Genomic DNA, 20,248 nt, shown 5'->3' with positions numbered 1-20,248 from the left:
CTAGCCTCGCGAAGTCATGGACGCGGTCAGCGGATGCGCGGGAGAGGGCGCCATTAGGGAAACGACGACCAATCCAACAATCGCGGCCAGAAACGTGATCCAAAACCCGTCGATATAGGCCTGAACATTCGCTTCCCTTTGGACGATGCCCGCCAAGTTACCGAGCCCGCGCTTTATGGCTTCGGCCTGGGAGCCGCCCGAAGCCGATCCGGCGCCGAGTTGCAGGAGCAGGGAACTCCAGCCTGGCGTCGTGCCGGTCACATGCAGTCCGATCAGGTATGAATGCAGCTGTTCCCGTTGCCGGACAAACGTCGCCATCGTCGTCGCAACCGTCTCGGAGCAGATCAGGCGCATGACTTGGACATAGGCGGTGAGAGCGATGGCGCGCGACGGGTTCACATTGCTGAACAACGTGGCGACTGCCGCAAGGAACACGATCTCTTCTCCGAACGTCTGGAGGACGACGATCAGCTTGAACTCGGGAAGTGACCATAGGTTGGTCAATCCCGTCCCCAGCCATGCAGACAAGGCGAAACAAATGAATCCTATCATCAGCGTTGTTCGCTGCTTGACTGTCTGAACGAGCACGACGGCAGTGCCGGTCGCAGCCGCGAGGAGAAGCATCGCATAAGGTGCCGAAAAATCTCCAATCTGTTCGGGACGCAGATGCGCCACGGCGACCAGAAAGTTTGGCTCCAACAGCGAACTGCCAAGGCTGGCGGTCATGAAGCAGCCGATAGCGGCAAAGCCGAGGGCGATGTTTCTTGAAAACAGTATGGAGACGTGCGCCCAGGGCTCTTCGACACGGGATTCGTGCCAGACAAAGACGATTGCCTGAAAGGCGGCCGCGGCAAGGAGCGACAGGATCAGCCCGGACCTGAACCAATCGAGCCGATTACCCTGGTCGAGCGCCAAGTAAAGCGTCGTCAAGGCGCTGCCGAAGATCGCCATCCCACCCCAGTCCGCACTCCCAAGGAGCTTTCGATCGACATCGACCGGTTTGCCGCCAAACCAAAAGAGCACACCGATCACCGGGGCAACTATGGCGCCCTGCCAATACAGCCATTGCCAGCCGATGGTCTGAGAATAGCTGCCCGCGGTATATAGGCCGAGATTCTGTGCGAACGGGATTCTCAGAACATAGAACGCAAGCGCAAAGATCCAGAACCTGCGATCCAGATTTCGAAACGCGGTCATCAGCGTCGCGCCAACAAACAGGCCGAGCAACGCAGCCCTGAGCGCGTGCAGGGCGACCAGCAGTTCAAAACCGCCACAAAGCGGGATGGTGAAGGAGATGGCAGAATAAAGGAGCGCCGGCCCGATCATCACTCGCTTCACGCCGAAGGCCGCAATTAGCCAGCCGACGGAGGGGGCCACCAGAATTTGAGGCGCGGTCGCGAAGGTCGCAAGCCAGGAACCTTCATCCACCGTCAGACCGAACGCTCCGCGCAGGTCCGGCAGACCGATGCTGGCTGCGCGGATGTCGAAGGCGGTCAGTATCGACGCCATCACCACAGCGATGGCAACGAATCCCTGACGAGGCAAATCACTGGATGAAACTCTGCTAGACATGATCTTTGACCTCGCGCGTCGTGATGCGCGTAATGACCGACATGCCAGGCCGTAGGCGGTCGAAGTTTGCCTGGTTGGGATCCAGTTCTATGCGGACTGTCAGCCGCTGCGCCACCTTGGTGAAGTTGCCGGTCGCATTGTCCGGGGGAAGCAGCGCGAAGGTCGAGCCGCTGGCGGGAGAAACTTTAGACACCGTCCCCTGCAGGGTCGCGCCAGGAAGCATGTCGACCGAGATCTCGACCGGCTGTCCTTCCCGCACCCATGCCAACTGATTTTCCTTATAGTTCGCAAGGATGTAGATATGAGGAAGCGGGACGATGGAGATCAGGTTGGTGCCCGCGCCGACATAGTTGCCGAGCTGGACATTGCGTCGCGCGACGACGCCGTCGATCGGTGCGTGAACGTCCGTGTAGCTCAGCTCAAGTTCGTTTGCGGCAACTTCGGCGGAAGCGCTGTCGACGTTGGCCTTGAGGGCGTCGCGCTGCTTGGCAAGAACATCCAATTGTGATCTCTGCGCCGATACGGTTGCTTCAGTCATCTTTGCGTTGGCAAGAGCTCGCTCGTGAGCCGCGGTAGCTTTCTCCAGGTTTTGAAGAGAACTAGCTCCGCTCTCGAGACCAAGCCGCGTCTGCCGTTTCAGCTCCTTGTCGGTTTCGACTTCGTCAGCTTCTGAAGCCTGCTTCTGGGCGACGGCGACATCGATCTGAGCGAGCTGAAAAACGCGTTGGCTATCGTTGTTTGCAAGCTGAGCCTCTGCGGCCTCGAGTTTCGCCCTGGAGGCCCGGAGAGCCACTTCATAAGGAGCGCGATCTATCGAAAACAACAGGTCGCCGGCTTTGACGTGCTGATAATCATGGACGGTGACCAGTTCGACGGTGCCACCGACCCTTGTGCTGACCGAGGAAACGTCTGCGTAGACCGCGGCATCGTCCGTTGACTGAACCGTCCGACTGGCGACCCATGAGTCCCAGTTCGCGCTGGCGCCGGCCACTGCGGCAAGCGCGACGCCGATTGCAGTAACGGGCACAGCAAGCGACAGCAGCGAGTTCGTTCTTTTGGGGAGAGAGGGCGAGGCTGCGGCCGAAGGCTCCCTCTCTGGCGAAGGGGCGGACACAAGGGCAGGCCGTGGAGAGGTGGACGGCTCGCTGGCTTGATCTTCTTTGGATTGCATCTGAGGCATTTTGCTTCCAGTTCAAAACTGTCGTCGCGTCGCTCTGGGAGACATGCCCGAGACCACGCCGGCGATGCTCTGTGCATTGTCGACAGGCCCGGATGACTCCCTCGCATAACAAGTTCCGCGATCGGGTCGATCTTAAGGTTGGATCTTATATAAACGATCCGTATCGTTTCATCAAGAAGGCGTCGAAAATTCGATGGTCATTTCCGCCCCAACGACAGGAGATGCGTCAACAGGTGCGGGAACTGTAGACCGAGCGGGATGGAGTTTTGCGGATGCTTTGGCCTCAGGGGCAGATCGAACAATTGAAGCTTACAGGAACGGAGCCGATTGGGCCGTTCCAGTTTCACCCCTCTTCCCGATGCATGCGGCCGTTAAGAAGGGCGTGTGGCGGCTGAAGCCGATGCCGATCAATAAAGCCGAACGCGAGGCAGCGAGCCCATTTTAAGCTCGTATCTAGTACGCGATGGCGCGGCTACAGGATTGCGGTGACGAGCCGGTCGACGCGGGTTCCCTCGCGGTAGAGGACATTGACCAGGGTCGTCGCTGTCATGGCCATGGCAGCGCCTCCGATGATATCGGTGACATAGTGCGTTCCGACATAGACCCGAGACAGGCTGATCACCAGCGCTGCTGCGGCAGCGATTGCACCTCGCCTTTTCAAGCCTTGAATCAGAAGGGTCGTTGCTATCGCGAAACAGGCGGTTGCGTGGTCGGAAGGAAAGGATGCGTCGACGCTGCGGTCGATGATGAGATGCGTGACGCCCGCGTCGCAGGGCCTGATGCGTTGGAAGAACAAGATGACGATCTGGTTCATGCCGAGACCCAAAAGAAAGGACAGACCGGCAGCGATGCATGCATGTCGGACATGCGCGCGATCACGCACAGACCACCATTGCAACCCCACGAACAGCACTAGGAGCGGAACGCCGAACTGGGTTATGGCGATTATCACCTTGTCGAGCATGCCGCTCGATCCTGCCCAGCTGTTGATCCAACCGGTGATGATCACATCCATTTTATTGCCTTTGCTTGAAGAGGGAGTCCAAGGCCTCATTGAGAAGCGATGCCGAATAGGACCGTGCCGAGGAGCGAACCGTGTCGGGCAGACTGAGTTCGTCGCAGCGTGCGTCGACCAGCTTGCGCATCAGCGCAAACGTACCTGATCCTGTGAGAGTGTTTCCGCGCAGGAAGAGACATTGTGACGGGGCTGACATGAGCTGGAGAACAATCTGTCGTCCCAGAGCTTCGTCGTCTGGCGGGTTTGAATTGCTGAAGGGGAGTTCATTCTCAATCGATCGATGCATCGCTTTCATTCCGACGCGGGCATCCCGGCGCCCCATCGGACTGACACCGGGCCGCCCGACTGCGGCATTGACCTCGTCGCGTCTACAAGGTCGCAGTCGAAAGACGCAGGATGAACCATGAGAATTAGAACAGACTTAGATGCGGCAGTCTCCGCAATGTCATGTTCCCGCCACTTCATAAGTTGCAGCTAAGTTTCGCGGTCCATACTCCGTCCAAAAATCTCATGAGGAGTTTGGTATGGCGGTTGAATGGTCGCATGGACATGATGTCGTCAAGCGAAGCGGGCGAAGGTCCGCGCCGCGGGCGGTCGAATGGTCCAGCCGGATAGCGCCGCTTTTGGAGGTCCTGATCGCCGTGGCGATCGGCCTTGCCATCACCTGGTTTCTTGTCATCGTGTCGGTCTCTGGATGAGCCGTCGATTGCTGGGCGCCGGGACGGCGGATGAGATTTTGCGGCTTCCAATCGTGGGCGCTGTCCTTTGGCTTGCGGCCTGTTCGGCGGTGGTCGTTGAAAGCGACACCTATCGCTATGCCTGCGGAATTCTTGCTCTGACCGGGCTCTATTTCTATTTGCGCATGACCGATAGGCCCTCGATCAGCTGGGTAGGGTGGTTGTGCATGGGATGGGCGGCCTATGCGTTCGCCATATTCCTGGTGATGTTCGCCTTCTGGCCGGGGCATCCGATCGGCGAATCCGAGTTCCTTTACTGCTTCCCGCTATTCTTTCCCGTCCTCGGTTTTGCTCTTTCGATCTATTGGAAGTCGATGGAGCGCATCATCGCTGCATTTCACATCGGCGCGCTTCTCATGCTTCTTCTGACGACGAGGTTTCGCGAGGTCGCCTCAGGGGAAACCGTTCGTCCTCTGATCCAGAACAACCAGATCCACGGCGCGGTCTGCTGTGGCATCCTCTTTGTGACATCCTGCTTCTGGCTGCTTCATTATGTGACCGAGAAGCGATCGGATCGGACAATGGCGACCATCTCTTTCCTGGTGGCTCCCCCGGTGATGGCCCTCTCTCTGTTCTGCATCTACGGCGCGAAGTCTAAGGGCGTCTGGCTGGCGCTCGGGCTAACGCTGCCCCTGCTTGCGATCCTTGTTCTTCGCCGATTGAAGATGGGCAAGGGCACCCTGGTTTTCGCTGTCGCGCTGGCGGGACTGCTTTTGGGCACCTATGCCGTTCGCGCCAACCTGGACCAATTTGCGGGCCCGACGGTGCAGGCAGCCGAAACGATGCTGTGGAGCGCCGGGCATGACGGCGGCGCGGCGGCTGACGTCGCAGCGACTATTGCCTCGAGTTCAACTCCAATCTCGATGGATGAACGGCTTCAACTGTGGTGGAACGCCTCGGAACTCATTGCGTCATCGCCGATCCTAGGCTGGGGAAACGAATGGCTGAACCAATGGCACCACGCCAAATATGGATCGATCAAGTATGATCTGATGCACAATGGCTATCTCGAAATCCTGGTGCGCTACGGGGGCGTGGGCGCGCTCGTGTTCCTGTTTATGCTGGCGGTCTTCATAAGAAGCGTGCAGATGGCGTGTCGCGATGGCATCATCCCGCCTTGCGCCTTCTACGCCTACCTTACGGTTCTTGTGTTTTTCGCCCTTACCCTGTTGAGCAACTCGAACAATCGGCTTGCGATCGGAGAGAGTCTCGCGCTGGTCAGCTCAGCCTTCGCCTGCGCCTGTCACCTCTTCATCGAACAACGCCGGCGAGCCGTTGCAAATGGGGACGCCACGGAGTCTCGTGATATCGCGCAGTCGATTGCCTAGGCGCGATAGCGCTCGTCCCTACCGTGAAGTTCGGCCTTCATCTGAAGCCATGCCCGACAGGGCGCAGCCACATGGCGTTGGCCAACGCTCTGTCGAGTTTCATGGGGACAGCGCGACGCGCGAACTCCTCGCTGGTCCCTGGTGGCGATCCCCAAAAACCTTGTCTCCGACAGCGCGTCATGCGCTGGCGGGCAGCAAGGCCAAAGGGCTCATCCGTTGCGGTCGAAAGCGGTTTTGGACAACAGCTTACAGGTCGCACAATGGCGCGGTATTCTTAGGTGAGACTTAGAGTTTTTACCGTCCTTCTAATTCCGCGCTAAATTTTCGATGCAAAATGCTTGATAACGGACGGGCTGGAGCTTGGTGCAGATGAGAATTCTCGTCGTGGAAGATGACAGGATGCTGGCGATCGGGCTGCAGCGGGCGCTCTCCGACGTCGGCATGTCGGTGGACTGGATTGCCGATGGCAAACTTGCCGAAGAGGCGATGAAGAGCGACTGCTATGCCGCGGTCCTGCTGGATCTGTCTCTGCCTGCTCCCGACGGATTGACATTGCTTCGGGAGGCCCGTTCCCGAGGAGCCAGCGTGCCTGTGGTGATCATCACGGCTCGGGACGATCTCGATACGCGCCTGAATGGCCTGGATCTCGGCGCCGACGATTTCGTGCTGAAGCCTTTCGAACCCTCCGAGATTATCGCACGACTGCGGGCGGTGATCCGGCGCCATTCCGGTCACGCGACCTCCAAGATCGGAACGTCGAACATCGCTCTCGATCTGGCGTCCCATGAGCTTTCGTACGGCGGGGTTACCGAGGTTCTTCCGCATCGGGAGTTCGCGTTGATGCGGGCTCTTCTTGAGCGTCCTGGCATCATCCTGTCCCGGTCCCAGCTCGAAGGGAAGATCTATGGCTGGGGAGAGGAAGTCGAAAGCAACGCTGTGGAGGTCCTGATCTTTTATATCCGGCGTCGCTTCGACAAGCAGGTCATCCGCAATGTGCGCGGGGCCGGCTGGATGATTCCAAAGACATGATCTCGCTCAGAACCGCTACCGCCAGTTCGCTGGCGATCCTCTTTACCGCGATTGCGGTCGTGGTCGGTGCGACGTCCTATCTGTCGACGATGCGAGAGAGCGGAGATTTCCTCGACCTGCAGCAACGCCAGATCGGCCGTTATGTCGGCGATCTCACCTTCATTGCGCCAGGCGAGGCGGCGCTGCCGCCGCATGACAGCGAGGACGACTACGTCATCGAGGTGACCTACGCCGATGGACGCCCGGCAAAGACCTCAGACCCATCGGTCGTCATTCCCGATCAGCCAACTACGGGGTTTTCCGAATTCTCCGACCGAAACGGGCAATGGCGGGTGTTCTCCCTGGTGACACCCGGTCGGACGGTACAGGTCGCCCAGCAGGTCGTTGTCCGTCGGGAACTTGCGGCAGACGCTGCCGCAAGAGCGATCGTTCCGTTTCTTGTCGCGATTCCTCTTTCTTGGCTGCTGGTGGCCTTGGTGGCGGGTCGGATCTTCCGGAGCCTCGAACGCCTCGGCGACGAGATTTCGCGCAAGGCGACGACCGATGTCGAGCCGCTCGATCTCAGCACAATGCCACGAGAGGTCTGGCCGTTCGTGCGGTCCATGAACGAGCTCATCTCACGCCTGGGGGTCGCCTTGCGCCGCCAGCAAATGTTTCTGTCGGATGCGGCACACGAGCTGCGGACGCCGTTGTCGGCGCTAACCCTGCAGATCGGCAATCTCTCCCAGCACCGCGGCGCCGATCTCGAAGAGCGCTTGACAGATCTTCGCGCAGGCGCGCGACGGGTATCGGCACTGACCGACAAGCTCTTGAAGATCAGCCGATACGAAGGGCAGAATCCCGTCTCGACACCGGCGTGGCTGGACCTTTCCGAAGTCGTGAAGGACGTGGTGTCCGGACTTCTGGTATCTGCCGAAGAGAAGCAAGTCGACCTGGGCTTTTCGGGCCTCGCCGAGAACGCCCGAGTGCGTGTCGATCTCGACGACTTGCAAACATTGTGCGAGACCCTTGTCGACAATGCTGTTCGCTACACGCCGAATGGTGGCGCCGTGGACGTGACGGTCACAGGAGGCCCATCTCCGTTGCTCATCGTTGCCGACAACGGTCCTGGCGTCGCGGCCGGGGAATTGCCCCGATTGACCGAGCGCTTCTTTCGTGGCTCGTCGGGCGGCGAGGGGACGGGTCTCGGGCTTGCGATCGTCCACGCCATATGCGTCAGGCAAGGATTGTCCCTGCGGCTGCAAAATCGCGCCGAAGGCGGCTTTCTGGTCCAGGTCGGCTTTCCCCGCCCCAAGGACTAGCATCCTGCCGCCGGGGGCGATCGGCGTGCTTCAGATGGTTGTCAGCAAATAGGAGTATTGGTGTTCGCATCAACGGAGAATTGAGTTGCGAATACTGCTCGTGGAAGACAACGTTCTGTTTGGCGACGCCTTGAGGGAGCATCTGGTCTCTTCAGGCTGGGACGTCACATGGGCAACCGGGTTCAAGGCGGCCGTTGATATCTTGAAGCGGTCGACGTTCGATCTCGTTTGCCTTGATCGGCGGCTCCCGGATGGCGACGGCTTCGACATTCTGCGTCAAGGGTTGCCGAGGTGCCCTACGCTTGTCCTTTCGGCTTTCGATCAGTTGTCCGACCGCCTTGAGGGCGAGCGGCTGGGTGCATCGGACTATCTGGTAAAGCCTTTCAATCTCGACTCGGTGGTCCGCCGGCTGGAGGCGCTGCTGGCGCGGCCACCGCAAGCGCGGCGTGCATAAACGCACCATTTTCGCGCAAAAATCTCCTCGGACGACCCAGTGTGCCGCCAGCTTTCAGGTGCCTGTCAGCCTTATCGGGCAAGTGATGCTGACATCATCAGGGAATCTCGGAAAAGGCATGACACGGTTTCGTTTTCGTCGGTTTTCGATTGCTGTTGCGGCCGTCATCGGGTCCGTCGGCGCTGGCTGCGGCGCATATGCCGGATATCTGCAGCTCAGCGGCAATTTTCATCCGGTCATCGATGGTCAACTCTATCGCTCCGCGCAGCCGACGGCTGATGAGCTTGCTGCATATGTGCGCGCTCATGGGATCAAGACCGTGATCAATCTTAGGGGAGCCCATCCGGGCACCCCGTGGTACGATGACGAAGTGGCGATGGCTGGCGGCCTGGGCGTCAAGCATATGGACTTCGGGTTGTTTGCCTCCAAGGTCGTCTCGGCACAGAAAATCGACCAACTTGTCGCGATGATGGAAGCTGCCCCCAAGCCGATCCTTATTCATTGCCAAGCAGGCGCTGACCGAAGCGGGCTCGTTTCTGCGCTGTACATGCGCAAGATTGCCGGAATGGACGAGCGGCAGGCCGAGGGCCAGCTGTCGTTCTACTATGGTCATATTGGCATACCGGTCGTTTCTGCGGCATATGCAATGGATCAGACGTGGGAAGACATGGAATCCCGCGATAAGACGCAAGCACAAGCGGACCTCCCGGCCTATGCCGTTGTTCGCTGATTTCGGCCAAAGCCGAAGGAATAGACAGTCGAGGTTCTCATCGGGTAGGCGATTGGGTGGGGGCAAAACGCTCGATCTCGCCCTGATGGTCGGGTGACGTGACGCTGCCGTACCCCTAGTATTGCGTCACCCGATAGTGCGCCTCGCGATAACGAGAAAATTGGATCAGTATTTGCTAAGTGATGCCCATATTGACGAGGATGCCGGCCTGCATTCGACGCATTCATTGCCGAGGCTGTTGGCGGTCAGTCTGATTGCCGCCTCGCTTGACCTTCTGGTCTTTGCGGCGTTGCGGGGCCAGAATGTCGATCCGTTGACCGCCCAATTCTTCGGCTTTGCGGCCTCGGCGGTTTTTAGTGCTGCGTGCTTTGGCGGAACCCTGCTGTCGGTCGCTAACGCTACCGTTTCCACGATGCCGCGTCATATGATGTGGTCCGGTTTCGTTCTTGTGCAAGTGGTTGCGCTCGCAATCCGAGGAGGCATGCTCGGAGTGGAGCTATCCGCGCTCGGGCTTTCGCCGCGGGTTGCGATCGGCCCTGCGGTCCTCGCCGGGGCAACTATCAGCTATTTCGGTCAAGCTCATCTGCTCCTGAGGCGGTCCTTTGGCACGGGGCGATTGGCTCCGATCGCCGTTGCGACGATCTTGGCCCTGTTCGTGCTCAGGCTCCTTTACCTCGGCCTGATCGACCTGCTGCCGGAAGAGGCTTATTACTGGAATTATTCGCAGCACCTCGACATCGGGTATCTCGACCATCCGCCAATGGTGGCCTGGCTGATCTGGGCGGGAACGTGGCTCTTCGGCGTCAACGAATTCGGTGTCCGGATCGGCGCCTTCCTCGGCTGGCTTGTCACTGCGGGTTTCGCCTCCCTTCTCACACGCAACCTCTTCGGAAGGCAGGCTGCGTTCGTTTGCGGCGTGCTGATCGCCGCGATGCCGGTCTATTTTCTTTCCGGCTTCCTGATGATGCCGGACGCTCCGCTGACGGCGGCATGGGCCGGAACGCTCTATTTTCTGGAGCGTGCGCTGATCGGAAACAGGCGTTGGGCATGGCCTGCGGCAGGCGTCTGCTTCGGACTTGGACTGCTGTCGAAATACACGATCGCGCTCCTTGGACCGGCGGCCTTGCTCTTCATTCTGCTGGACGCCAGATCAAGGCGATGGCTGCTTCGTCCTGATCCCTATGCTGCCGCGGTCATCGCACTCGTGCTGTTTTCTCCGGTGATTTATTGGAATGCCACCCACGACTGGATGTCCTTTGCGTTCCAAAGCTCGCATCGTTTGGAGGAGGTGCGCCATTTCTCGCTGCCTGAGCTTTTAGGCTACGCTGCGGTCCTATTGACGCCCACGGGGCTCTTGGCTGCGTTCGTTGTGCTAACTTCCGACGGCATCGCCGCTTTCTCCCGGGCCTATCCGCGCGATGGCAAGCGGCTGTTTTCCCTCGTCTTCACGCTCGTACCGCTTTGCGTGTTCGTCGGTTTCAGCCTGTTTCATGAAACCAAGCCGAACTGGACGGGTCCTCTGTGGCTTTCCATCCTGCCGGGCGTGGCCGCAGCGTTCGTGTACCAGAGGGAGAAGGAGAGACGGATCGTCGGTCTGCTGAGAGCGGCGGGACCTCCGACAGTCGGGATCACGGTCGCCGTATTGGCGATTATTTTCCATTATATTGCGCTGGGCTTTCCCGGCGTCGGCTACCGGCACAACATCCGCACCTTGCCAGTCGCCTGGAGCGAGTTTGGCGGCACCGTCGCGGGCCTTGAGCAGGCAGTCGAAAGCCAAAGCGACAAGCCGGTCGTGCTGATCGGTATGGATCAATATTTTGTGGCGAGCGAGATGGCCTTTTACGTCCGGCCCGATGGAATCCCATCTACCAATTCTATCGGTCGAGGCGCAATCGGAACCGGCAGTCTGATGTATGACATCTGGTTCCCTCCGAGTTTTTCAAGCGGAAAGACAGCACTCATGGTATCTTTGGGCAAGGGAGAGTTGGAGCGGCCCGATCTGGCTAGCCGGTTTTCACGGTTGACCGACATCCGTAAACAGATCGTGGAAAAAAGAGGCCGGGAAATTGGGAGCTTTTATTACCGCGTCGGTTACGATCTCCGGACATGCTCCCCCAGTGACGGCGATTGTGGCACTCCCGACAGTGAATAATGGCCATCCACAGCAAATGTGAGCTTCGTCGCGCGTTCAGCATCCTGTCAGGGTTTCATGAAACGGTAAAAGAATCGATAGTCGCCCAGGCGTCATGGCGAGCCAGAACGCGACAGGATTCGTTGAAAGATCGGAAGCAATCGGCGGACGTTTATCCGTCTATCGGGCGCTGAGCCAATTCCATTGGCGTAAATCTTTCACGAACTCGTCGAGCAAACTCGCCCTTCCTTATTAAGTAAACTTGGGACGCAAATGAGTTCACGAAATTCCGCTTCGCTCGCCCAGAGAGCGGAGAAACTGACAGTCATCGAGGGGCTCTCACCCGGTCCTGAGCTTTCGATCATCATTCCGACGTTCAACGAGCGCGACAACGTCGTCCCGATGATCGAACGGCTGCGAACCGCCCTGCGGGGGATCGCCTGGGAGGTGATATTCGTCGACGACGATTCTGCAGACAGAACCCTCGATGTCGTCCGTGATCTTTCGACGCAAGACCGGCGTATCCGCAGCATTCGGCGCGTCAACCGGCGTGGTCTCGCCGGCGCTTGCGTCGAAGGGATCTTGTCGAGTTCTGCGCCAATCGTCGCTGTCATGGACGCCGACCTTCAGCATGACGAAACGCAGCTTGCGGGCATGCTCGAAATCATTCGCCAGGGCGAGAGCGATCTCGTCGTTGCGACCAGATATGGAGAAGAACAGTCGTCCGACGGCGCGCTGACGGCCATTCGCCAGGCTGGGAGTCGCGTTGCGATCCGAGCGGCCCAGCGGCTGCTCAATGTCAAGACCACCGATCCGATGAGCGGTTTCTTCATGGCCCGGCGCTCTGTCGTCGAACAAGCTGCGCCCAAACTCTCAAATCAGGGTTTCAAGATCCTTCTGGATCTCATTGCATCCTCGCCTTCTCCATTGAGGATCGCGGAAATTCCCTACATCTTCCGTCCAAGAATGCACGGCGAGAGCAAGATGGATGCTTCGGTCGTGATGGATTATCTCGGCCTGCTGATCTCGAAATGGTCCGGGGACCTGATTTCTGCGCGCATGGTGCTCTTCGGCCTGGTCGGATCGAGCGGGGTTGTCCTGCACCTTGCGGTTCTGCGCCTGCTGCTTTTGCAGGGTGCAACTTTCTCGGTCGCCCAGCTTGGCGCGATGTTGGTTGCGATGGTATCGAACTATACGCTCAACAACGCACTGACCTACAGGGATCGGCGCCGCCGGGGCTGGCGGTTCGTCAGCGGACTCGTGCTCTTTTCGCTGCTTTGCAGCGTCGGCATCTTCGCGGGCGTCGGCGTTTCCTCGTTATTCTACGGCAATCGGTCCCGCTGGTGGGTCGCGGGGCTTGCCGGCGCGATCATCGGCTCGGCGTGGAACTACATCACCAATTCGATGATCACGTGGCGCCATGCTCGGTAACGCGGCGCGTTCCGTGTTAAGGACCTACGGAGGCGTCTCGGTTGCAGTTGCGGTTACCGCGCTGACCTTGTTTCGATTGCTGGCAATCTCACATATCAGCCTGGTGCCCGACGAGGCCTATTACTGGCTCTGGTCCAAGGTTCCTTCGGCCGGCTATTACGATCACCCGCCGATGATCGCGTGGTGGATCTGGCTGTCGACAACTATCGCCGGCAACAGCGTCTTTGCGATACGGCTCCTGCCGGTCCTTTCCATCGCGGTTACCTCGGCAGCGACCTATCTGACTGCGCGCGAGCTTTTCGACGACAGACACATCGCCGCGAGAGCGGCGATGTGGGTCAACGCGATGTTCCTGATTGGGTTGGAACATATCTTTGCAACGCCGGACGCGCCGTCGACAATGTTCTGGGCGCTTACGGTCCTCGCTCTGGCACATCTGCGACAGCGAGACCGCCCGTGGATATGGGTGATCGTCGGCCTTCTTGCCGGCGCAGGCTGCGTTTCCAAATATACCAATCTCTTTCTCGGTCTGGGGATCGTGGCCTGGTTGGCCCTTGATCCGGCTGCTCGTCGATGGAGATTGGACCCGTGGGTCATCGTCGGGGGGATTGTGGCATTTGTCACTTTCCTTCCGGTACTTTTGTGGAACCAGGCGCATAACTGGATATCGTTTCAAAAGCAGTTCGGTCGAATTGGAGAAGCGGGAGCGGGAAACTCGCATTTGGCAGAGTTTCTTGGCGGACAGTTTGGTTTGATCAACCCGGTTCTCGCCGTCCTTGCCTCGGTTGCTGTTTGGACCTACTTCCGGCGGCGGCAATATGCTGCGCAAAGCCCGCTGACGTTTCTGATCCTGCTCAACGCGCCGCTTTTCCTCTACATGCTGGTGCAGTCCAGCCACGACCGCGTTCACCCAAACTGGATGGCGCCTCTTTATCCGGCGCTTGCCATCTTCGCGGCCGTGGCGACCTCGTCCGAGTTTGGCTCGGCCCGCATGTTGCGTCTTGGTCGTTGGGCAACGCCTGTTGGCATCGGTCTGTCCTCTCTGATCCTTGCGATCTTCGCTACGCCGCTAGGCCGCGAGATGCCCCTGCGATCGCCCGCCGACAATGTTCTTGGCTGGCGAGGCCTGTATTCGAGCCTTGACGAAATTCGCCAGCGGACCGGGGCCGAATGGATCGCGACGACCGACTATGGGCTGACAGGAGAACTTGCCTTTCAAGCGAAGGACGAGGTTCCTGTCCGGCAGATTGTCGACCGACAACGCTATTTCTTCGAACATACGGATCCGGCGATGCTGGAAAAGATCGGCTTGCTCGTCGTGTCCGCAAATGAGGAGGAGCGTTTTCTGAAGTACAGGAAATGCTTCCAGACACTGTCGCCCGTCGAGACTGTCCATCGCCAGGCAGGCGGACGCCAGATCGAACTCTATTTTGTCGTGGCGGTCTCGCATGCACCCGCGGACCTGTTGTCGCGTGGATGTCAACTGTCCGGTTGAAGCGAAGGCGAGGCGCACGCCTGTTCCCGTCGCTCTGCCCTCATTTCGGATTTGTAAGGTTCCGGCAAAGTTGCGTGCAAGATCGGCGACTAGATTGAGGGGGCTGGCGGCATCGCCGGCTGCCCACAAGGGCAAGCAGACTCAATCAGCAATAGGAGTGAGCAATGTCCAGGAAGTCGCTTATGATCGCCGTCGCCTCCGTCGCCGTACTGAGTGCGGGAGCGGCGCTTGCTCGTGACGAAACCGGTACGATCACTAACATCGACGCCAAGGCGGACCAGATCACGTTGTCGACCGGAACGACAATCAATCTGCCCGAGCATATCGAGGTCCAGTCATTCAAGGTCGGTGAACGTGTCGCCGTCAAGTACACCGTTCAGAAGTCCGGAATTGCGCTCGCGTCGAAAGTCCATCCGATCAAGAAGTCCTCGGCTCCCTGAGAAGGCGGAAGCCTGACGCGTCCAGGGGAGGCCGGCCGAGATGACGTCCGGCTCCCAGCCTCGTTGAGGAAGCCATCCTGCGCTCCGCTAGAGCTTTCGAAAATCCAGGCACGCCTTCAGACCCGGCTTGTTGTCCTCCAAGGTGATGGTTGCCGAATGGAGGTCCGCTATCGCCTTGACGAGGCTGAGGCCCAGACCGCTTCCGGGGGTAGTCCTGCTTTTGTCCAGTCGGTAGAGCCGCCTGAAGACAAGGTTGCGCTCTCCGGCGGGAATTCCCGGGCCGTTATCGTCGACCGCAGCGCGAAAGCCGATCTCCGTGGGACGCAACGACATCGTAATGACAGTCTGTGGCGGACAATGCGTGATGGCGTTCTCCACCAAGTTGACGAAGAGCTGGATGAGAAGTTCGTGATCTCCGTTGATCATACAGGGATCCGAGGGTTGCGGCTCCAGTTTTAGGCTCTGCAGGCTGTCTTCTGCCACATCCGCATAGATCTCGCAGACCGACACCATGACGTCCCAGAGGTCGACCGCCTTGAACCGCGTCTTCCTCGCACCGGCCTCGATTTGTGAAATCCGCAGCAGTGCTTCGAACGTGCCGTTGATGCGGTCGCTTTCGTCCCTCGCGTCGAGCAGAAGGTCTTCGACATCCTCGGCCCGCTCCTGTCGCGAAATCGCCTGTTCGATCGTCAGGCGCAGCCGATTCAGCGGCGTCTTCAGATCGTGAGCGATGTCGGTGCTGACCTGCCTCATTCCTTCCACGAGACCCGAGAGGCGGACGAGCGCGTCGTTCATATGACTTGAGACGACGTCGATGTCGTCTCCATTGCCGCGGGTCGGAATGCGACGCGAAAGATTGCCGGCCGATACTTCGATCATCGTCTGCTCGATCGACCGGAGCCGATGCTGGGTGCGGCGCGCGAGCACGGCGCCTCCGACGATGACGGTCGCGACGATGATGACCGACGCCCAGGCGAAGCTCATCAAGGCTATGCGCTCGATACGGTCGGTTTCCTTATAGCTCTGGCCGACAATCAGCCTGTTGTCGCCGACGCCCCCTGCCATGATCCGGATCGGATCGTTTCCTTCTAGCCCGAAAGCGGTAGAGGGGAGGGTGGATATTCCCGGCGTGACACTGATGGCAGGGACATTGCCGGCAAGCTTCTTTCCATTCCCATCCAGAAGCAGGAACACCTGATCCTCGGAGCGCTTCAGCGCCGAGTAGGTATCGACGGCTGCGACGAGATCCTCAAGATCGTTCGACGAATAGGTGGACTGGACGATCGAGTAGGTGTCCATGATCGAGACGTCGAGCGACCGCGCGAGCTCTCGCCTCATCAGCCCGTAGGCGACGAGACCCGTGATGAAAAAGGCAACGATGAAAAACAGGCCGAAGGAGACTGCGAGCCTGAGTGGCGTGCTTCGCAGCAGCCTAGCGCGGTGCATGGATGCAGTATCCGGTATTTCTGACCGTATGGAGCAGCGGCACCTCGAACGGCCTGTCGATTTTCGCCCGCAGGCGGCTGATATGGGTCTCGACCACGCTTGTCTTCGGATCGAAGTGGAAGTCCCAGACCCGTTCCAGCAGCATCGTGCGGGTCAGGACCCGACCTTCGCCACGCATGAGCACTTCCAGCAGCGTGAATTCGCGTGGCTGTAGTTCGATGGCAACGCCCTGTCGACAGACCTGTCGCTTGACGAGATCGAGCTCGAGATCTGCGACCTTCAAGACAGTCTTCTGATCGAGGACCGGCGGACGGCGCGCCAAAGCATTCAGGCGCGCGAGCAATTCGGAAAACGCAAACGGCTTCGTAAGATAGTCGTCGCCGCCGGCCTCCAGGCCTTCGACCCGATCGTCGACGCCGCTCACCGACGTCAGGAACATTGCCGGGGTCTTTATTTTCGCTGCTCTGGCCGCCTTGATCAATGACAGGCCGTCGAGCCCCGGGATCATGCGATCGACGACGAGCACGTCATATTGCTCCCGAGTCACCTGGAACAGCGCATCCGTGCCATCTGATATGGCGTCACAGATGTGGCCGGCTTCGTTCAGTCCGCGGGAAATATATTCGGCTGTTTTTTTATCGTCTTCGACGACGAGAATTTTCATGCCCCTGTCGCGGCTCCGGGTGCGTGGCAAAATCAGGCCTACACATGCTCCACAAAGGTGTCTGCAACCTGAACGGCGCCTTACAAATCCGTAAGCCCGGCGCGCAGAGAACCTCGTTTCTTACGAAATCGTATTTTCCGGGCAAAGGGTCGGTATGGCCAGCCGGCTACAACCGGCCTCGTCAGAGCGCACATCCGGTGCGGACCATGATCAACCAGGCCGCGCAACGGCCGCAAATCGGAGATCACCCGATGTATTCATTCAAGCCCTCCCACTATGTCCGCGCCGCGATCCTCGTTATGACGGTGCTCCCTCTGGCGGCGAATGCCGCATCCGTACGGCCCTGCGAAGACGTGTTGAAGGAAATGCGTGCGACCAAGGCGTCAGCCACGCTCGCGCCCGACGTCAAATCGAAGGTGGACGCACTGGAAACGAAGGCTGTCGAACGTTGCAACGCCGATGACGACAAACGCGCCGATGGCTTCCTGCAGGATGCCATGAAGCTCATGGCCAAGTGAGGCTCGGTCCTGCCATGGTGATCGAAATGAAATCGGATCCATCCTTCAGCACTGCCGGCTTGATCAATCGCGTCCCACGCGTGACCGTTGACTTCTGGCTGATCAAGCTCCTTGCCGTGACGATGGGAGAGACCGCCGCCGACTACCTGGCGGTCAATTTGGGGCTCGGACTGACCACGACATCGGCGATCATGACGGTCGTTCTCATCGCCGCGCTCATCAATCAGTTCATCCGGCAGCAATATGTTCCCTGGTCCTACTGGATCGCCGTGGTTCTGATCAGCGTTGTCGGAACGCTCCTGACCGACAATCTGTCGGACAATCTGGGCGTACCGCTCGAGGCCTCGACGATCGGCTTCAGCATACTGCTCGCACTCACTTTCTTCATATGGTGGAGCTATGAGAGAACGCTGTCGATCCACTCGATCTTCACGACGCGGCGCGAGGCCTTCTACTGGCTAGCGATCCTCTTCACCTTCGCTCTGGGGACGGCGGTCGGCGATCTGATCTCGGAGAAATTCGATTTCGGCTACATAACGACAGGGCTGATCTTTGCCAGCGTTATCGCTCTGATCGCGATTGCCTATTTCAGTTTCAGCATGAACGGCATCCTGGCATTCTGGCTTGCCTACATTTTCACAAGGCCGCTTGGCGCATCGCTCGGAGACTATCTCTCGCAGCCGTCGGAATATGGAGGCCTCGGCTTCGGCACGGTCTATACCAGCCTGCTGTTTCTCGGGGCGATCATCATCACCGTTGTCTACATGACGGCGCATTATGAACCCGAGATGTCCTCGGACGCCGAGCATCGTGATTTATAATTGAGGTCCTGCCCGAGACGGCCGCCCATTACAGCAGGTAGGTCGTGTATTTGCCGATACCACGAATATCCATTACCTCGCGATGGGCCGCCAACTGCCTGTCGCCAAGGGCGTCAAAGGTTGTTTCGGATATCTGAATTCGCCCCGGCATGCCGTAGGACTCCATGCGACTGGCGACGTTGACCGTATGGCCCCACACGTCATAGATGAATCGCTTTCTGCCGATCAGGCCCGCAACGACCGGTCCGCTATGGATGCCGATGCGCAGCATGAGCGGCGGTTTGTGATCGGTGCAGACAGACGTTTCAGCGATCAATGCCCGGGCGAATGCGACGCCGACGGCGGCATGATCCGGCCGTGGGTTCGGCAATCCCGCAGCCGCCATGTAGGCATCTCCAATGGTCTTGATTTTCTCGACGCCGAATTGGTCGGCAAGCTCGTCGAAGCGGTTGAAAAGATCTCCCAATCTCTGAACAAGATCAGCGGGCGACGTTCGCGCTGCGAATTCCGTGAAGTTGACGATGTCGGCGAAGATGATGGTTACAACGTCGATCCGATCGGCGATGACGTCCTCTCCTCCCGCAAGCCGGCTGACCACCTGTTTGGGAAGCACAGCTTGCAGCAGCGCGTCGGCACGCTGTTTCTCGAATTCTATCTGCGCAAGATATTGCTTTTCGCGTTCACGCCAGCGCCGGCGTTCGAGGCAGGCGGCGATGCGGGCGCGCAGCAGGACGGGATCGATCGGCTTTCGCAGATAGTCATCCGCTCCGGCCTCGATGCAGCGGGTAACGGCGGCATCGTCCTTAAGCCCGGAGACCATGACGACGGAGATATCCCGAAAACGCCTGTCGGATTTAAGCCGCGCCAGAAGCTCGATGCCGTTGAGATCGGGCATAAGTATATCGGCCAGCACGAGGTCGAAATCCTGCTCGCAGATGATCCTCAGCGCTTCTTCGCCGGAAGCCGCCGCGACGACGACATGTCCCTCGCGACCAAGGCGGCGGCACAGAAGGTCGCGATTGGAAAGCGTGTCATCGACGATGAGGATGCGGCCCGCCCGCTCTGCCGCGATCGGGGAACGATCCGCCATCGTTCTTACGAGATTTGCGGCAATCATGCCATCGAACTCGACGGAAGGCGCCTGCCCCTCTTTGAGGATCGAGCTATCGGGCGTCTCGTCGATCTGGGCAAGAAGCTTGCGTGTCTCATAGACCACCTTGGACAGATCGCTGAGCACATGGACGGGCAGTGCATCCGCGAAATCCTCGATCACCATTTCGGAATAGCCGAGGATGGCGGTCACGGGGGTCTTGAGATCATGCCGCAACACGGCATCAAATGCAGGGACGTTCCCAGCCTGCGGTGCCTCGACGTCAAAAAGCTTGCCAATCAACAGGTTCAATTGCCGCGCGGCGCTCAATATTCTCTCAAGATCCGGCAAGGCATCGCTGGGGCCAAGTTCCCTCACCTCCTCGGTAATCAGCTCTTGATAGCCAAGGATCACCTGTGCCGGATCGACGATGTTCTGAGCGAGCCTGGCGATATAGATGCGGCGATCGACATCCGGAGATTGAGCCAAGTTCGTCATCCCCCGGTCAGTCGAGCGATCTTGTCGAGCAGCCCCGGCAATTCGATCGGCTTGGTGTCATAGTCGTCGCAGCCTGCTTCCATCGCCTTTTCGCGGTCGCCGGACATGGCGTGCGCGGTGAGGGCTATCACGGGTATGGCTGACGTGGCAGGGTTCTCCTTGATCCGCTTCGTTGCTTCCCATCCGTCGATCACGGGAAGGCTCATATCCATCAGGACGAGATCCGGCTTGGCAGTGACTGCGGCCTCGACGCCCGCCAGCCCATCCGTCGCGCTTACCACCTCATATCCCCGTTTTTCCAGCCGGCGGGAGAGCATGTCGCGGTTCATCTCATTGTCCTCGACGAGAAGAATCTTGACCATTCT

At 59.1% G+C, this 20,248-nt stretch carries 19 protein-coding genes; 12 read left to right on the top strand and 7 right to left on the bottom strand.

Features of this window, described 5'->3' with window-relative positions:
- The 3 genes from EV561_RS17250 to EV561_RS17240 form a co-directional block, all read right to left on the bottom strand.
- A complete protein-coding gene (locus EV561_RS17250) occupies positions 1 to 1,572 on the bottom strand; it encodes an MFS transporter (protein WP_132523526.1) in 1,572 nt (523 codons plus the stop codon).
- Entirely contained in the window at positions 1,565 to 2,743 is a 1,179-nt protein-coding gene (locus EV561_RS17245; protein ID WP_245512703.1) for an HlyD family secretion protein, read from the bottom strand. Before EV561_RS17245 ends, EV561_RS17250 begins: the two co-directional genes overlap by 8 nt.
- 481 nt (positions 2,744 to 3,224) lie before the next feature.
- Positions 3,225 to 3,767, bottom strand: a complete 543-nt coding sequence (locus EV561_RS17240; RefSeq protein ID WP_132523524.1) for a phosphatase PAP2 family protein — start codon at positions 3,765 to 3,767, stop codon at positions 3,225 to 3,227.
- A 527-nt stretch (positions 3,768 to 4,294) separates the two neighbouring features.
- Between EV561_RS17240 and EV561_RS37215 the strand changes: the two genes are divergently transcribed.
- The 10 genes from EV561_RS37215 to EV561_RS17195 all read left to right on the top strand — a co-directional run bounded on the left by EV561_RS37215 (position 4,295) and on the right by EV561_RS17195 (position 14,846).
- Positions 4,295 to 4,468 carry a hypothetical protein gene (locus EV561_RS37215; RefSeq protein ID WP_165927833.1) on the top strand — a complete coding sequence of 58 codons (174 nt, stop codon included), beginning with the start codon at positions 4,295 to 4,297 and terminating at the stop codon, positions 4,466 to 4,468.
- A gap of 53 nt (positions 4,469 to 4,521) precedes the next feature.
- Positions 4,522 to 5,835, top strand: coding sequence for an O-antigen ligase family protein (locus tag EV561_RS17235; RefSeq protein ID WP_245512702.1), 1,314 nt, complete (start codon positions 4,522 to 4,524; stop codon positions 5,833 to 5,835).
- Positions 5,836 to 6,204: 369 nt separating this feature from the next.
- Positions 6,205 to 6,864, top strand: a complete 660-nt coding sequence (locus EV561_RS17230; protein WP_132523522.1) for a response regulator transcription factor — start codon at positions 6,205 to 6,207, stop codon at positions 6,862 to 6,864.
- Positions 6,861 to 8,165: an ATP-binding protein gene (locus tag EV561_RS17225; protein ID WP_132523521.1), complete on the top strand. Its 1,305-nt coding sequence runs from the start codon at positions 6,861 to 6,863 to the stop codon at positions 8,163 to 8,165. Before EV561_RS17230 ends, EV561_RS17225 begins: the two co-directional genes overlap by 4 nt.
- 85 nt (positions 8,166 to 8,250) lie before the next feature.
- Positions 8,251 to 8,619, top strand: a complete 369-nt coding sequence (locus tag EV561_RS17220; RefSeq protein WP_165927832.1) for a response regulator — start codon at positions 8,251 to 8,253, stop codon at positions 8,617 to 8,619.
- Between the two features lie 118 nt (positions 8,620 to 8,737).
- The gene (locus tag EV561_RS17215) at positions 8,738 to 9,349 is read left to right on the top strand and encodes a dual specificity protein phosphatase family protein (protein ID WP_132523519.1); all 612 of its coding nucleotides are present in this window, start codon (positions 8,738 to 8,740) and stop codon (positions 9,347 to 9,349) included.
- A gap of 172 nt (positions 9,350 to 9,521) precedes the next feature.
- Positions 9,522 to 11,501, top strand: coding sequence for a glycosyltransferase family 39 protein (locus EV561_RS17210; protein WP_132523518.1), 1,980 nt, complete (start codon positions 9,522 to 9,524; stop codon positions 11,499 to 11,501).
- Positions 11,502 to 11,753: 252 nt separating this feature from the next.
- Complete coding sequence (locus EV561_RS17205; protein WP_132523517.1) at positions 11,754 to 12,911, top strand: glycosyltransferase family 2 protein; 1,158 nt, start codon at positions 11,754 to 11,756, stop codon at positions 12,909 to 12,911.
- A gap of 13 nt (positions 12,912 to 12,924) precedes the next feature.
- Positions 12,925 to 14,406 (top strand): glycosyltransferase family 39 protein, encoded by a 1,482-nt coding sequence (locus tag EV561_RS17200; RefSeq protein ID WP_165927831.1) that lies wholly within the window; start codon positions 12,925 to 12,927, stop codon positions 14,404 to 14,406.
- Between the two features lie 164 nt (positions 14,407 to 14,570).
- Complete coding sequence (locus EV561_RS17195; protein WP_132523515.1) at positions 14,571 to 14,846, top strand: DUF1344 domain-containing protein; 276 nt, start codon at positions 14,571 to 14,573, stop codon at positions 14,844 to 14,846.
- Between the two features lie 87 nt (positions 14,847 to 14,933).
- On the opposite strand, the gene EV561_RS17190 is transcribed toward EV561_RS17195, so the two are convergent.
- Positions 14,934 to 16,292 carry a HAMP domain-containing sensor histidine kinase gene (locus tag EV561_RS17190; RefSeq protein ID WP_132523514.1) on the bottom strand — a complete coding sequence of 453 codons (1,359 nt, stop codon included), beginning with the start codon at positions 16,290 to 16,292 and terminating at the stop codon, positions 14,934 to 14,936.
- Positions 16,279 to 16,956 carry a winged helix-turn-helix domain-containing protein gene (locus EV561_RS17185; protein WP_132523513.1) on the bottom strand — a complete coding sequence of 226 codons (678 nt, stop codon included), beginning with the start codon at positions 16,954 to 16,956 and terminating at the stop codon, positions 16,279 to 16,281. The genes EV561_RS17190 and EV561_RS17185 overlap by 14 nt, the downstream gene beginning before the upstream one ends.
- Before the next feature lie 299 nt (positions 16,957 to 17,255).
- Here EV561_RS17185 and EV561_RS17180 point away from each other — a divergent pair, with 299 nt between their 5' ends.
- A complete protein-coding gene (locus EV561_RS17180; protein WP_165927844.1) occupies positions 17,256 to 17,474 on the top strand; it encodes a hypothetical protein in 219 nt (72 codons plus the stop codon).
- Between the two features lie 26 nt (positions 17,475 to 17,500).
- Entirely contained in the window at positions 17,501 to 18,295 is a 795-nt protein-coding gene (locus EV561_RS17175) for a hypothetical protein (protein WP_132523511.1), read from the top strand.
- 28 nt (positions 18,296 to 18,323) lie between these two features.
- Here the strand turns inward: EV561_RS17175 and EV561_RS17170 are convergent, their stop codons facing one another.
- Both EV561_RS17170 and EV561_RS17165 read right to left on the bottom strand, forming a co-directional pair.
- Complete coding sequence (locus EV561_RS17170; protein ID WP_245512701.1) at positions 18,324 to 19,874, bottom strand: adenylate/guanylate cyclase domain-containing protein; 1,551 nt, start codon at positions 19,872 to 19,874, stop codon at positions 18,324 to 18,326.
- Positions 19,875 to 19,879: 5 nt separating this feature from the next.
- Complete coding sequence (locus EV561_RS17165; protein WP_132523509.1) at positions 19,880 to 20,245, bottom strand: response regulator; 366 nt, start codon at positions 20,243 to 20,245, stop codon at positions 19,880 to 19,882.
- Positions 20,246 to 20,248 lie beyond the last annotated feature (3 nt).

The organism is Rhizobium sp. BK376 (assembly GCF_004341625.1).
In the GTDB taxonomy this organism is placed as follows: Bacteria; Pseudomonadota; Alphaproteobacteria; order Rhizobiales; family Rhizobiaceae; genus Rhizobium.
This window is presented reverse-complemented; position numbering and strand designations above follow the sequence as displayed.